The organism is Neobacillus sp. GCM10023253 (assembly GCF_042653105.1).
In the GTDB taxonomy this organism is placed as follows: domain Bacteria; phylum Bacillota; class Bacilli; order Bacillales; family Cytobacillaceae; genus Neobacillus; species Neobacillus citreus.
Genome location: NZ_JBHSHV010000003.1, coordinates 492,190 through 506,583, shown reverse-complemented (window position 1 = coordinate 506,583; position 14,394 = coordinate 492,190). Strand labels below are relative to the sequence as shown.

Here is a 14,394-nt window from a genome sequence, read left to right as displayed (position 1 = left end):
AAGTCTACATCACACGTTTAAACATTTTCTCCATCTCGTACACAGAGTAATGTACAATAATCGGCCTGCCATGCGGGCAGGTGAACGGATCGGACGCCTTTCGCAGATCGTCGAGAAGTGCTTGGATCTCATCATCCCGCAAATGGCGGTTCGCCTTGATGGAGGCTTTACAGCTCATCATGATTGCCGCTTCCTCGCGGAGTTTTTTAATATCCACTTTTTTCATTAATAGCAGCTGTTCAACCATTTCCTCAATGATTTCCTTCTCCTGCCCCTTTGGCAGCCATTGAGGGTGGGAGCGGACAATGAAACTATTGATACCGAACTCTTCAAGGAAAACACCGACCTTTTCAAGCTCATCCTTATGCTCGGTAATTTTAATATAATCATCAGTTGAATATTCAAAAGTCAACGGGACCAGCATCTCCTGCAGCTCCGGAGCAACCCGACCGACTTTTTCTCGGAAATACTCATACTTAAGCCGTTCTTGCGCAGCATGCTGATCGATGATATATAAGCCATTTTCATTTTGTGCAAAAATATACGTTCCGTGCATTTGCCCGATCGGATACATCCGTGGGACCCTGCTCTCTGTCTCTACAGCTGGCTCCACTTCAGGGTAATCCTCGGGCTCGTGTTGAGGAATTTCCTCATCTTCAAATGAATCATATTCCCTTTCACTAGTCGGTTTAACTTTTTCCATTTCCCTAAAGTAAGGAATTCCAACTTCAGGTTGCGGGACGAATTCCTCTTTCCTATTCGAAAAGTCAGTTTCCCGCACGGGTTCTTCTTTCATTTTTGTAAAAAATGGCTCAGCAACAGCAGTCGGCCGCTCCCCGCCAAAGCCAGAGGAAGAACGTGCAGGAGAAGTCCCCTCATCGAGCGCTAAAGCCGTCTGCTCCGTTTTAGGTTCCTCTCTTTTCGTATAGGCTGTTGGAATCAGTATCTTCGACTTAAACGCATTTTTTATAATAGAAGTGACCAGTTCGTTCATTTCCGCTTCTTTACTAAAGCGGACCTCCATTTTCGATGGGTGAACGTTTACATCGACGAGCAGCGGATCCATCTCAATATTGAGAAGCACGATTGGATACCGGCCAATCGGCAACAGCGTATGATACCCTTCGGTAATCGCCTTAGCCAGCGAATAATTTTTAATAAAACGGCCGTTAATCATTGTCGAGATATAGTTCCTTGAAGCCCTGGTCACCTCAGGCATGGATGCAAATCCACTCACTTTATAATCCAGCGATTTTCCCGAAATCGGCACCAGCTGTTTGGCGATGCTCATGCCGTAAATGGAGGCAAGAACCTGGCGGACATCGCCGTTTCCGTTCGTTTGCAGCAGCTTCCGCTCATTGTGAATCAATCGGAACGCCACCTCGGGATGAGAAAGGGCCAAGCGGTTGACGACATCGGTGATATTCCCTAGCTCTGTGTGAATCGTCTTCATGTATTTCAAGCGCGCAGGCGTGTTGAAAAACAAATCGGTGATGGTAATATCCGTTCCCCGTCTGCTTGATGCTTTTTCAAAAATTTCAACCTTGCCGCCCTCAATCACTACGCGATTCCCGGCACCTTCACCGGTTGAGGTTTTCAGCTCAAGTCTCGAAACAGAGGCGATACTCGGCAGGGCCTCACCACGGAAACCTAGTGTCCGTATCCGAAACAGGTCATTTTCATTTTTTATTTTTGACGTGGCATGACGCTGAAAAGCCAGCAAAACGTCATCCTCTTCGATTCCATTACCATTATCGGTGATGCGGATTTTCGCTAGTCCCGCTTCTTCGACCTCAATTTCAACCACCGTACTGCCGGCATCAATGGCGTTTTCAACCAATTCTTTGACAACAGAGGCGGGGCGTTCGACTACTTCACCCGCCGCTATTTTATTAGACAGGGCATCATCTAGCTGGATAATCTTCCCCATGCATTCCGCCTCCTAAAAAAACTACTTTAATTTCTTCTGCAGTTCGAACAACACGTTAATCGCCTGGAGAGGTGTCACATCCAATAAATCCAGTTCCTTAATTTTATCAAGAACCTTCTTTTCTTTGGTAGAAAGCTCTGGTTTCTTCGTTTCCTTCGGTTCATCAAAGAACGAGAGCTGGGTGAGATGGTCTGGAACAACTTGGTCAGCCGCCGCTGTCATTGATTCCTGAACTGCAGCCGGAGCAGCCTCGGCCACTCGTTGTTCCTTCACTTCCCCAGGACCTCCCGGTTGCTGTTCAAAAGCAGTCAAAATCTCTTTTGCCCTTGCAATTAATTCAGCCGGAAGTTCGGCCAGCTGAGCCACATGAATTCCATAGCTCTTATCCGCTGGACCTTCCTTAATTTTGTGTAAAAAGACAACCTTGCCATGATGCTCAATCGCGCTGACATGGATATTTTTCAGTTTGGAAAGCTCTGCTTCCAATACCGTCAATTCGTGATAGTGCGTCGAAAATAGAGTTTTCGCCCCGATACGAGTATGAATATACTCGATGATCGCCTGCGCTAATGCCATCCCGTCATATGTGGACGTCCCGCGGCCGATTTCATCAAACAAAATCAAGCTGTTCTGCGTCGCATTTGCGATGGCATTCTTCGCTTCAAGCATCTCCACCATAAAGGTACTTTGTCCGGAAATCAAATCATCCGCTGCCCCGATGCGGGTAAAGACTTGGTCAAAAATCGGCAGCACTGCTTCTGAAGCCGGTACATAACAGCCGATTTGCGCTAAGATAGCTGTCAACGCAATCTGGCGCATGTACGTACTTTTACCGGACATATTTGGACCGGTAATCAGCAGCACTTCACGGTCGCCGTCCATCAAACAGTCGTTCGGCACATATTCCTGTGTATTTAACACCTTTTCAACCACAGGGTGACGGCCGTCCTTCACGACAACCCGGCGTTCTGATGAAAACTGCGGCTTCACATAGCGGCGATCTTCGCTCACCTGGGCAAAGCATTGCAGCACATCCAGCCCACTCACGGTTTTCGCCAAAGCTTGCAGGCGCGGAATGTATTCCTTCACCGTTTCGCGGATTTCCGTAAACAACTCGTATTCAAGCTCGCCAATTTTTTCTTCCGCTTGCAAAATTAACGCTTCTTTTTCCTTTAATTCAGGTGTAATAAAGCGTTCCGCATTTGTTAAGGTCTGCTTCCGCTCATATCGGCCTTCCTCAAGGAGATGAAGGTTCGCTCTTGTTACTTCTATATAATAGCCAAACACACGGTTGTAACCGACCTTTAAGGATTTGATACCAGTTTTCTCGCGCTCTTCCCGCTCCAGCTGGGCAATCCACGTTTTGCCGTTGCGGCTGGCATCACGATACTGGTCAAGCTGGTCATTATAGCCGTCCTGGATGATATTTCCTTCTTTTAACGAAAGCGGCGGATTCTCGACAATCGCCTGCTCCAATAAATCGGTGACTTCTTCACACGGATCCAATTTTTCAGCGATTTCGTTCACTCTGGAATCCTGCATGTTGAGAAGAATTTCTTTTAAAAATGGTACCTGCAGGAGCGAATACTTTAATTGCACCAAATCACGGGCGTTTACATTACCAAAGGCAACACGGCCCGCCAATCGTTCCAAATCATAAACTTCCTTTAGTTTTTCACGAAGCTCCTGACGCTCAAAATAATGGTTCATGAGAACTTCCACCAATGTATGGCGATGATCTATTTGTTCACGGTCAATCAAGGGCCGGTCAATCCAATGCTTTAATGTCCTGCCGCCCATCGCTGTCATCGTTTCATCCAACAGCCATAATAAGGAACCTTTCTTCCCTTTCGAGCGAATCGTCTCAGTTAATTCCAAGTTGCGCTTCGAGTAGTAATCAATTTTCATAAATTGATGGATTTGATAGGTTGTGACGGGCTGAAGATGGTCAAGGCTTCTCTTTTGCGAGCGGTATAGATAGTGAAACAGCCTTGCTGCCGTCTGCTTCAGTTTATCCTGGTTCAAATCCTCGAGCAGGTTGGCAAAATTCATCTCTATTGAACTATTATCCTCAAAAGAAATGGCCAGTACATCGCGTTCGCGCATCTTCTTCTGAAGTTCGCCGTCAAAATTACTTGCAACGACGACTTCCTTCGCACCTAAAACAGCGAGCTCGTTCAGGACCTCGTCAAAATTGGTCAGTAGGGTTACTCTGCTTTCACCTGTGGAAATATCGTTATATGCTAGTCCGAATGTGGTATCGTCGAAAGCGGTAACCGAGGCAATATAGTTATTCTCTTTATCAGTTAACCCTTTGCCGTCCATCACCGTACCAGGGGTGATTAACTGAACCACTTCCCGACGCACGACTCCTTTTGCCTGCTTCGGATCCTCTGTTTGCTCACAAATCGCTACCTTGTAGCCCTTGGCAACTAATTGTTCAATATAATTGGCCGCTGAATGGTAAGGAACGCCGCACATCGGAATCCGTTCCTCTGTACCGCCTTCGCGGCTGGTTAAGGTTATCTCTAATTCCTGGGATGCGTTAATGGCATCCTCGAAAAACATTTCATAAAAGTCGCCTAAACGAAAAAATAAAAAGGCATCCTTGTAATCTGCCTTAACTGCTAAATATTGCTGTATCATCGGCGTGTATGCTGTCATAATTTCCTCCACCGTTTAAAAACTTTCGATTATCTTCGACAAACAATTATACCATAAATGGGGGGATATTTTGTTGGTAGAAAAAACTATCTCTATTGCTGTTAAAAAATTCTTCAGGTTATCGATGATATATACTTCTAAAAGGTAAAATCTAATCAACCAGAGTCAGGATTGCAGTGACAGTTTGGGCATTATGAGCCTTCATAACGACTGGGGACTTGTTTCCTTGTGCTGTTCGGGCGTTATGAGCCCTTCATAACGACCGGCGACTTGTTTCCTTGTGCTGTTCGGGCGTTATGAGCCCTTCATAACGACCGGCGACTTGTTTCCTTGTGCTGTTCGGGCGTTAAAAATCGATCATTTATATAACAGACTTCTTCCTAGATATTAGAAGAAACAATAATAAAGAAACCTGAGCTAAATAAAAGCCCAGGTTTCTTTGTTTTTTTATTTTGTACCTTCATTCGCACTATAGAAGAACTTCGCGGTAATGGAACCATCACCATTCTCTTTGATATCGGTTACATGGATACCAGAATCGGCTGGTGTCGCGCTATTGCCCTTCCAGAAATAGTATGAACCTGTGTGAACATTGGACGTAGTTGGCGTAATCTTGGAACCTGTCTTAAAGAAGTCCCCTGCATCACCACGGTTTTTATTTTTCTCTAAGTCATATTTTCCGTCCGCCTGCACGACAGATAATCCGTAGTGAGTAACAACTGTGCCGTCACCGGCTTTCGCTGACTGGTTGTATTGGAAGCGTTTGTTCATCCAGTTTTCCACGTTATTCGGACGGAAACCGGCGGTCTGATAGAGGCTGATGATATTTTCATCAACATGCCATGCTACTAAACCGTGCGAATCAGAACCTTGGCGAATTAGCCCTTTGTTAAAGCCGTCCTGCTGGACATTTTCAAACAAGAAATACTCTGTTCCATTGGAGCCTGGCACTTCCATTTTAACGATGCCATTATTCGCAGCAGATCTACTAATTGCCGGCAAGGTAATTGTTTGTACACCATCCCCAGGTTTAACCTCAATCGGCTCAGCCCATCCTAAGAAAATTTTTGAAAAAGGATCAAAATGGGTCGGTGAGTTACCGGAATACGCGCCGCTGTCCGGATATCGCATCCAAGAGCCACCTGCCATCATGGAATAGTTTCCTACTCCTTCAGATGAGTATGCCGTATCATAGAAATCCGGCAATCCTAAAGCGTGGCCGAATTCATGGGCATAAACCCCGGCAGTAGCAGGATATGGACCCGTTTTCGATGCTTCATCATATCCGCCTGTAGCTTCGTTAAATCCAGCTACGTTCCCGCCGATGGCTGGCTGAATGTTGTAGTTATTGACGATAACTCCGTCGTAGGTCATGTCTTCCGCAATCGTTTTATTAATCCAAGCCCCTTGGCTCATTCCAGCATATACATCAGCTGGTTTACCAGTTTCATAGTATTTGCCATAGTACAACGCACTTAATAGATTCCACTTATGAGACCAGAACTGAGCAGGGTCTGCACTCCACTCCGCACCGGTTCCTTCATGGATGACGAACACATTCGGAACTTCCCCTTTTACAGCGTACTTTGAAAAATCAATTTGGTCATCGGCAGCCTTTAATAAGTCGCGGATGAACTCACCTGTATGGGCATCGCCGTTCACATTACCTAAAACATATTTCCCATTTTCAGCGAACTTACCTTCCTGGTCTAAATAGTAGGAGGCTCCGTGGGGCAACTCTACCCAAACTAATTGTTTACCATCGTGAACAAGATTAATTCTACCATTACTAGATTCGGTATAAGCATTTTGCATTGTACGGTCCGTTGGTGCTGGTACGCCTTTATATTCTGCATATTGAGAGAAATATGGTAATTCATACGGATTATACTCTGTTCCAAAAATCAAATCCTCATAGTAATGCGCTGGCACCTGTCCTTTCAGGTCCCCAATCGGCTCGTCACCATCTTTATATTTAGCCAAAATAACAAGTACAGGCACATCACCTTTTGCATCACGGTAAGCAACATGATTGTCTCCGGCCTGCTGGAATTTTGCCCCTTGATTTGCCAGTTTTTCTGCAGGGTCAACCTTTGAAAGATCTTTTCCCAGCTTCTTAGCTTTTTCAGCTAGTTCCGGAGCCGCACCTACATAATGGGCCAAACTTAAACCATATGTACTAGAAGCCTGTTTTGCTTCTCCGCCCGGCTGGAATCCCGCCAATGCAATACTTCCTGCCAACGCCAATGTTAGACCGGTTTTCGATAATACTTTTAACAAGAGCATCCCTCCTAATAAAATCGTACTATTCAAACATATCAAATTTTTCCAGTAGTCAAAAGGCACTTAATTCCCGCAACTTTGGTAACGTTTTCAATTTTTATAAGATGTAAGACCTACGATACAAATTCGGAAACACTATTGTAAAATTTTGTAATAATTTGCAAACCGATAGGTCCTTACAAGCAGAATATAAAACGGTCATAATATACTTAGAAGTATTTAAAATCGAATGGGAAAAGGAGATGGTATCAATGGATTGGTTTGGGGGCAGCTATAAAGACTTTGATTTCGAAATGTTCTCAATCAGTCATTGGATGATCATTGCCATCTTACTAGCAGGATCCACTGCAATTTTTGTAAATCGGAGAAAATTTTTCGACAACAACAAATGGAGAAAGGTAGAGATTGGAGCAGCGGTCTCGTTAATTTTAATAGAACTGACCTATCATTTCTGGATGTATATAAACGGAGACTGGGACGTTAGTCACGCTATTCCATTAGAACTCTGCAGCATCAGCTTAATTTTGACTGTACTTTTGTTACTAACTAGGAAGAAAATCATATATGAAATTTTGTTGTTCACAGCCCTATTAGGCGCGTCACAGGCCATTTTTACCCCAGCCTTAAACTTTGACTTTCCACATTTTCGTTTCTTTCATTTCTTTTACACACATTTGATGGACATCTGGGTAGTGTTCTATTTCACTTGGGTTAAGGGCTACCGCCCAACTATTTGGTCTGTCGTAAAGCTTTTTGTTTTCTTAAATGTGCTGATGCCAATCATCATGTGGATCAATAAACTTGTGGGCGGAAATTATATGTATTTAAGCCACAAACCGAAAACAGCAAGTTTATTAGACGTCTTGGGGCCATATCCATACTATATTTTATCGCTTGAAGGGCTGTTAATCTCGCTAAGTCTTATCGTCTGGTTAATTTTCCGGGAAAAAGGTAACGGAAACACCAAAAAAATAAAAGAACTGCCAATTCGCTAAACTTCATTATTGACCTTTTTCGATGTTCGAATTATAATAATAAACGTTCCTTAATTTTTATTTGTCCCGATAGCTCAGCAGGATAGAGCAACAGTTTCCTAAACTGTAGGTCGGAGGTTCGAATCCTCTTCGGGACGTACATACAAACACCCTTGCCGATGCAAGGGTGTTTTTGATTTGCTCTCTTAGTTTTTCTAAAACACTCGGTTAGTTTGTTCAATATATAAGTAATGAAATTCCTTTCAGAACATAAAAATAAATTATTAGACATGCTTCGGTTGCCGAATTAGGTCAGGAGGATTATTATGATTGAGGTATTTCATAAACTTATCAATATTGAAATCATTATCTGGTTATTCCCTATCATGTTTATGTTCCATTCCTTGGAAGAGATCATAACTATTGAGAGTTTTATAACAAAGTACAAAAAACAGATTCCGGATAGTTTCTTCGCCAAGCTTATACTAACCATTAAAAAAAGGTTGGGTGAGAAATCTGCCAAACTTCCTTGTATTTCTGACTATATTTAATCTGTTTTTTCTCCAGGCATTTTCCCATGTTGGTCAAACAATCATTTTTCGTGATTATACGCCTGGTGTTATAACAGCTTTATTCATCGTAATTCCCTATTCTTTTCTAACATATTACCGCTTGTTCGAACTAGGTTTCATCGACAAACAGTTACTATTCAAAAGTATTCCGCTCACTGTTTTGATGATACCAATTTTTCTAATAGGGAATCTTCTAGGACAAAAATTAAATCGGTATTCTGTCTAATACAAAATGAAGGTTCCCAACCCTTTTGTAACTTACCATCACTCCGAGCCCCGTCCCGCTTTCCTTTAAGGAATAATACGGGGAGCCAAGGCGGTCGATTTGCTCTTGGCTCATCCCGATTCCTTTGTCCAAATGAATCATCCGTACTTTAAGATTCGGTTATTTCCTGTTTGCCTTTTAACTTATCTAAAATTTTTATTAACCCAATAAACCCTCTAATTGTAAACAGTGTGAAATTAACACTGACAAATGTATGGAAAGGTGACCATTTTTTCCATTTAAATAAACCGGTGTACTTTTCCATAATCCATTGCCCCACACTCATTGGTACACTAAAAATTAAGCTTTTTAACAAAATTTTACCGAAATTATCATTATACGAGATCTTTACCCAGATCACACTTAAAATCGGGAAAAATAACATGTCATAAATAATATTCGTTTTAAAAATTTTTGGAAAAGGACGAACTGGATATTCAAGTTTTTGTCTTCCAACAACATAAGCATCAATTAGAGTAGCAATAACACCTTTTGAGAAAAAAATCAAAAGATTTTCTCTCATTTTTGGTCCCTTGAATAAAAATGGAAAAGAAGCAATACATACTGCTAGTAATAAGTTTAACAACTTTTTCTCCACCTATTAACATCCTCTCATTTTCTGTAATCGTGATAACCTTAAATTGCCCAAAACAAATCTTTAATACAGGTAGTTTTTAGAATTTTTTTTAAAAGAAAACTAACGAAACGTTTCTATGGATTAGGTCGTTGACTCATGATTTTTTTAACCTTTTGAATGGTAATTGAAATCAAAAACAAATGTGTTACATAAATGTGACTTCCATTCCTGCCTAGAACAATATGGGGATATAAATAGTGAGGAAATTTTATTAACAAGAGTAAATCACCCCGTATGGTCTTTATGCATATACTTTGAAGAATTAAATTTTTAGTCCCAAAAACTCTGGAGGAATTAACATGAAACCTGTAGTTTATAGGTGCCCATTTTGTAATAACCATTTTTATGGTATTCCTTCCGGAGTCCCCGGAAGTTCAAAGAGAACGACATCAGGCCGCCAATTTCGGCGTTTGCTTACTCCGACTGACCATATCCTGATGTTAACCGACCATCAACCGCAAATGGTTTTTTCGGTCCAATCACATGATAGTGCACTCCTGCGCAACAATATTGCCGGATTGGCAAAAACCGCGAAATTATTCAGAATCCCTACTATATTGACATCAATAACCGCGGCAACTTTCAGCGGTAAAATTTTATCAGAAATCCAATCAGTCTTTCCTGATCAAATACCTATTGATCGAACAACGATGAATGCATGGGAGGATCCCAGAGTAGTAAGACAAATCAATGAATATAGGAAACGAAAAATAGTAATCGCCGGTCTTTGGACAGAGGTATGTTTGCTTGAACCGGTTTTGAGCGCTATCTCTGACGGATATGAAGTGTATTTTGTCTCGGATGCCTCAGGTGGGGTGAGTAAAGAGACCCACGACATGGCCGTCATACGTATGACACAAGCTGGAGCAACCCCAATTACTTGGCTACAATATTTGCTGGAGTTACAACGTGATTGGGCTCATAAAGAAACCTACAATGGGACACTCGATATTGTTAGACAGCACGGAGGTGCTTACGGATTGGGAGTTATTTATGCTAACGAGATGTTTGGACTTATTACGTAAGAAAAGGGATTAGTGATTTTGCTGAAGACTATTATTAGTTTACAATTTTTAAGATTTTTGGATAAAGACAGAAAAACTAACCGGAGGCCCGATTAGTTTTTATTAAAAAATTATTAATTTGTTTTTTTTACCCATCCTGCTATGGTAACAGTGCGTTTTGCCTGATGTTTCACGGCATCTTGAATGGCACGGACATCTTCAACCATCTTACCTGACTGATCTACTGTTACGCTGGTTCCATACGGATTTCCACCGGCCCCGAAAATGACTTGATTTGTATACCCTGGTGCTGCAATAATGGCTCCCCAATGATGCATCGTCGTATATAATGATAATATTGTGGCTTCCTGACCACCGTGTGAATTTTGTGCAGAGCTCATTGCACTTACCACTTTGTTGATAAGTTTTCCATTAAACCAAAGACCACCTGTTGTATCTAAGAACTGTTTCATTTGAGATGGCATATTACCAAATCGGGTTGGTACACTAAAAATAATGGCATCTGCCCATTCTAAATCACCAAGTATACAGTCGGAACACATACCGCAACTTCCTCAACATAGTTCTTCCATTCTGGATTAGAATCAATCACAGATTGAGGAGCTAATTCTGGTACTTTTAAGACCTTAACCTCTGCTCCAGACTCCTGTGCTCCCTCTGCAGCCCATTGAGCTAATTGATAATTTGTACCTGTCGAACTATAGTAGATGATGGCAAGCTTTACATTTGACATCGTTCTCATTCTCCTTTTCTTTTATGAAAAAAATGAGCAAATTACCGAATCAGTATTGCTCTACATTAATTTTCATTTTTCCCTACCTATTATTTCCTTCACTCTAAATTGATATCCTAATTAAAGAATACATATTTAGAAACACGTGGACCACGCTTCTAGTGCTTGGCATATTACTGAACAAAATTTCTTTTTTTCAATTATTTACCTTCATTAGCATTGAACATATCACTTGCGTATTGGATACCTTAAGTACATCTACTTACACTTGGAGAGATGAACGATGAGAAATAGGCAAGTGATAAATGATATCACAGAAGTATGTTTACTAGCTGGAAAAATTATGTTGCAAAGTGGGGCTGAGACCTATCGTGTAGAAGATACCATGATGCGGATAGCTAGATCCTTCGGCAGCAATGATCCCCAAAGCTATGTAACACCTACAGGAATTATATTTTCTTTACATAGTGCTGAGAAAACAAAATTACTAAGAATAACTAAACGCACAACGAATTTAAACAAAGTTATCAAAGTAAACAATATTTCTAGGAGTATTAGTAGTGGAGATATGTCAGCAGAAGAAGCCTATAAAATTTTAAAATCAATTGAAGAGGGATATCCTCAATATCCCATGTATATAAACATTGCTGCAGCTTCTATAGCAAGCGGCTTTTCCTTAATTATGTTTAATGGAGGATGGAATGACTTTTTACCATCATTCATTATAGGAGGGGCAGGTTTTACTTGCCAAATATTTCTTGATCGTTTGGTTAATATAAAGTTCTTCGCAGAATTTTTAGCCTCTCTTGTAATTGGACTAATGTCATATCTTTTTATAAAAGTTGGTGCAGGACATGATCTATCTAATATTATTATTTCTTCCGTGATGCCTCTAGTCCCAGGTCTTCTAATTACCAATGCGGTAAGGGATTTAATGGCAGGACACCTCGTTTCCGGCTTATCAAAAGGTGCCGAAGCATCCTTAACAGCATTTGCAATTTCTTCAGGCATAGCAATCGTCTTTGCACTTTTTTAATGTGAAAGGAATAAATGTATGATTTTACAAGTTTTAACAAACTTTATTGTATCAGGAGCATTTGCTGTAATTTTTAATGTTCCACTAAATTCTTTATTCCAATGTTGCTTGGTTGGTATGATAGGTAGACTGTTACTTGTATTAATGGTAAACAATAATATTAATACAATCCTCGCCACTTTAACCGCAACATTTTTTATTGCTGTAATTAGTCAAATATTTGCAAAGATTTATAAAACCCCCATAATAATATTTACCATTTCAGGTATTATTCCTTTAGTTCCTGGAGGTTTAGCATATGATGCAACAAGAAATTTTGTTGAAAATCATTATAACTTAGCTATTCAGTTTGCCGCGAAAGCATTAATGACTTCTGGTGCAATTGCTTTCGGTCTCGTGTTATCCGAAGCTCTCACCCAAATCTTAAAATTTAGAAAGGTCTAATATCATATCAGTTGCCATGTATAAAAATTTGAGTTCATAATGGTAAAAGCTAACCGAATTATCGATTAGCTTTTTGCTGTATGATGGTAACTTTAGTTTTTATATTTTTTAATCTTCAGGCCTTGGACCTTCATCCATCCCCGAATTTTCAACGGTCATTACTGGTCGCACCTCTAAATCTCCTTCCACACGGATTTGACAGGACAGGCGCAAATGATCATCAAAAATTCCCTTCTCATAAAATGCAACTTTCTCAACATTTGTTAAATCGCAATATTCACCGCCCAAAATTTCTACTCTGCAGGTTGTACATTTTGCCCTCCCACCACATTTGTGCAGTATTTTTACACCGTTGTCTTCTAATGCTAATACCAATTTTTTACCACGTTCAATATCAAAAGTTCCATGTCCCAAAACAGTGATTTTGGGCATTTTTGTACCTCCATATCTATAAATTTGTAATTAATGTTTATGCACATTAAATTCCTCAAGCAGCATTTTTTCTGTTTGAGGCATGGTTAGACCTAAATGCCAGCAGCCCATTCCAGCTAATCCATATTGACGAACAAGACGGAATTTAACAAGCAGGCTTCTTGGGTCCTCAAACCATACTTCATGTAGATTTCCTTTTTTATCAACATAACGGAACCAGGGGGCAGCAGCATTTTCATCGTAATGAACTTGACTTTGGTATCCAGTATATAAATCAATGGCATGTTGGGTGGAATAAGCAGAACCTGATCGCTTATTCGTTCCGATAACCCAATCATAGGCATATTGAGGAATTCCAAGCATCAACTTGGATTTATCAACAACAGATACGGCATAATCAAGGGTTAATTTTACTTTGTCTATTGGAGCAATCGGACCTGAAGGACCTCCTGGCCAATGCCAATCATACGTCATCAAAAACATTCTATCTAAGTATTTCCCTAGTATTCGGTAATCATAGGCAGAAGAATAAGATGGGTTCTGATCCCCTTCTTTTGGTGGTACCGCCATCATAACTTCCATTCCTGCCGGATGTAGCTTGGCAGCTAATTCCTGAATAAACTGGTTAAGGTTTGCCCGATCTTTTGTCTTAACCTGTTCAAAGTCAATTACGACTCCTTTGTAATCATGGCTATCTAAAAGCGAGTAAATATTTTTGACAAATTTCTGTCTTAACCACGGCGTGCTTATTAACTTATGAGTTAGGTTCGGATCAAACCCCTTTTCACTTAAATTTGTAAGTGTTGCAAACGGAGGGAGGTTCTTATTCCATGCAATCTTATGAGCCTGGTTTTCGGGTGTTTCAATGATGTTTCCTTGTTCATCGGACCTATACTCAAACACGAAGATACTAGTAAGTGTACTTTTATAATTTTCCAACATCCAAGCATTAGAATTCTTATCTTTTGGAACAAAATAGGTGCCTGTCCAAATATTCATTTTTGGCGGACGAGGAATACTCAATTTCTGACCTGGAATAATTACACGGCTTTTTAAACCATTTTGCCGCATTAATGTTTCCTCACTAATAGCGTGTCGATTAGCAATTTCCCATACACTTTCACCGGGTTGAACGACATATGTCTCACCAGGTATTAATAAAGACTGTCCAAGCACAAGTTGAGTATTCTTTGCTAAACCATTTAGCTTAGCAAGATCGTCTTTGTTGATTTGGTATTTTCTCGAAATTTTGGACAGGCTGTCACCAGATTTCACTTCATGGATTACTTGGGCATAAGTATAAATGGGAGTCATTAAAACCATGAAAACTGTTAAAAGGAAAAATAATATTTTTTTAGTCATTAGGAAGCCTCCTGGAATAAATTTATCTCAAATGTTT

13 protein-coding genes, 1 tRNA gene and 1 pseudogene are annotated in these 14,394 nt (G+C 40.7%); 7 read left to right on the top strand and 8 right to left on the bottom strand.

Annotation, left to right across the window (positions count from 1 at the left end; genetic code table 11):
* Positions 1-4: 4 nt before the first annotated feature.
* The 3 genes from mutL to ACFPA1_RS02895 all read right to left on the bottom strand — a co-directional run bounded on the left by mutL (position 5) and on the right by ACFPA1_RS02895 (position 6,880).
* Positions 5-1,930 carry a DNA mismatch repair endonuclease MutL gene (gene mutL / locus ACFPA1_RS02905; RefSeq protein ID WP_378581173.1) on the bottom strand — a complete coding sequence of 642 codons (1,926 nt, stop codon included), beginning with the start codon at positions 1,928-1,930 and terminating at the stop codon, positions 5-7.
* A 21-nt stretch (positions 1,931-1,951) separates the two neighbouring features.
* Positions 1,952-4,594, bottom strand: a complete 2,643-nt coding sequence (gene mutS, locus ACFPA1_RS02900; protein WP_378581171.1) for a DNA mismatch repair protein MutS — start codon at positions 4,592-4,594, stop codon at positions 1,952-1,954.
* A gap of 447 nt (positions 4,595-5,041) precedes the next feature.
* Positions 5,042-6,880: a M6 family metalloprotease domain-containing protein gene (locus ACFPA1_RS02895; RefSeq protein WP_378581169.1), complete on the bottom strand. Its 1,839-nt coding sequence runs from the start codon at positions 6,878-6,880 to the stop codon at positions 5,042-5,044.
* A 248-nt stretch (positions 6,881-7,128) separates the two neighbouring features.
* Here ACFPA1_RS02895 and ACFPA1_RS02890 point away from each other — a divergent pair, with 248 nt between their 5' ends.
* From ACFPA1_RS02890 to ACFPA1_RS02875, 4 genes are all read left to right on the top strand, one after another.
* Positions 7,129-7,872 (top strand): TIGR02206 family membrane protein, encoded by a 744-nt coding sequence (locus tag ACFPA1_RS02890; RefSeq protein WP_213140680.1) that lies wholly within the window; start codon positions 7,129-7,131, stop codon positions 7,870-7,872.
* A 63-nt stretch (positions 7,873-7,935) separates the two neighbouring features.
* A tRNA-Arg gene (locus ACFPA1_RS02885) sits at positions 7,936-8,009 on the top strand.
* Between the two features lie 168 nt (positions 8,010-8,177).
* Positions 8,178-8,402, top strand: a complete 225-nt coding sequence (locus ACFPA1_RS02880; protein ID WP_378581167.1) for an HXXEE domain-containing protein — start codon at positions 8,178-8,180, stop codon at positions 8,400-8,402.
* A complete protein-coding gene (locus ACFPA1_RS02875) occupies positions 8,359-8,649 on the top strand; it encodes an HXXEE domain-containing protein (protein ID WP_213140682.1) in 291 nt (96 codons plus the stop codon). Before ACFPA1_RS02880 ends, ACFPA1_RS02875 begins: the two co-directional genes overlap by 44 nt.
* On the opposite strand, the gene ACFPA1_RS02870 is transcribed toward ACFPA1_RS02875, so the two are convergent.
* Both ACFPA1_RS02870 and ACFPA1_RS02865 read right to left on the bottom strand, forming a co-directional pair.
* Positions 8,629-8,781, bottom strand: a complete 153-nt coding sequence (locus ACFPA1_RS02870) for a hypothetical protein (RefSeq protein ID WP_241113831.1) — start codon at positions 8,779-8,781, stop codon at positions 8,629-8,631. The genes ACFPA1_RS02875 and ACFPA1_RS02870 overlap by 21 nt on opposite strands.
* A 16-nt stretch (positions 8,782-8,797) precedes the next feature.
* On the bottom strand, positions 8,798-9,286 hold the full coding sequence (locus ACFPA1_RS02865) for a CBO0543 family protein (protein ID WP_213140683.1): 489 nt from the start codon (positions 9,284-9,286) through the stop codon (positions 8,798-8,800).
* Positions 9,287-9,762: 476 nt separating this feature from the next.
* On the opposite strand from ACFPA1_RS02865, the gene ACFPA1_RS02860 reads away from it, so the two are divergent.
* Positions 9,763-10,350 carry a hydrolase gene (locus ACFPA1_RS02860; RefSeq protein ID WP_241113833.1) on the top strand — a complete coding sequence of 196 codons (588 nt, stop codon included), beginning with the start codon at positions 9,763-9,765 and terminating at the stop codon, positions 10,348-10,350.
* A 113-nt stretch (positions 10,351-10,463) separates the two neighbouring features.
* On the opposite strand, the pseudogene wrbA reads toward ACFPA1_RS02860, so the two are convergent.
* Positions 10,464-11,083 (bottom strand): annotated as a pseudogene (wrbA, locus tag ACFPA1_RS02855) (NAD(P)H:quinone oxidoreductase).
* A 283-nt stretch (positions 11,084-11,366) separates the two neighbouring features.
* Between wrbA and ACFPA1_RS02850 the strand changes: the two are divergent.
* Positions 11,367-12,119: a threonine/serine exporter family protein gene (locus ACFPA1_RS02850; protein ID WP_378581164.1), complete on the top strand. Its 753-nt coding sequence runs from the start codon at positions 11,367-11,369 to the stop codon at positions 12,117-12,119.
* Positions 12,120-12,137: 18 nt separating this feature from the next.
* Positions 12,138-12,563, top strand: coding sequence for a threonine/serine exporter family protein (locus tag ACFPA1_RS02845; protein ID WP_213140686.1), 426 nt, complete (start codon positions 12,138-12,140; stop codon positions 12,561-12,563).
* Between the two features lie 108 nt (positions 12,564-12,671).
* Here the strand turns inward: ACFPA1_RS02845 and ACFPA1_RS02840 are convergent, their stop codons facing one another.
* Both ACFPA1_RS02840 and ACFPA1_RS02835 read right to left on the bottom strand, forming a co-directional pair.
* Positions 12,672-12,995 (bottom strand): 2Fe-2S iron-sulfur cluster-binding protein, encoded by a 324-nt coding sequence (locus ACFPA1_RS02840; protein ID WP_213140687.1) that lies wholly within the window; start codon positions 12,993-12,995, stop codon positions 12,672-12,674.
* Between the two features lie 30 nt (positions 12,996-13,025).
* Positions 13,026-14,357 carry a glycosyl hydrolase family 18 protein gene (locus tag ACFPA1_RS02835; protein WP_213140688.1) on the bottom strand — a complete coding sequence of 444 codons (1,332 nt, stop codon included), beginning with the start codon at positions 14,355-14,357 and terminating at the stop codon, positions 13,026-13,028.
* Positions 14,358-14,394 lie beyond the last annotated feature (37 nt).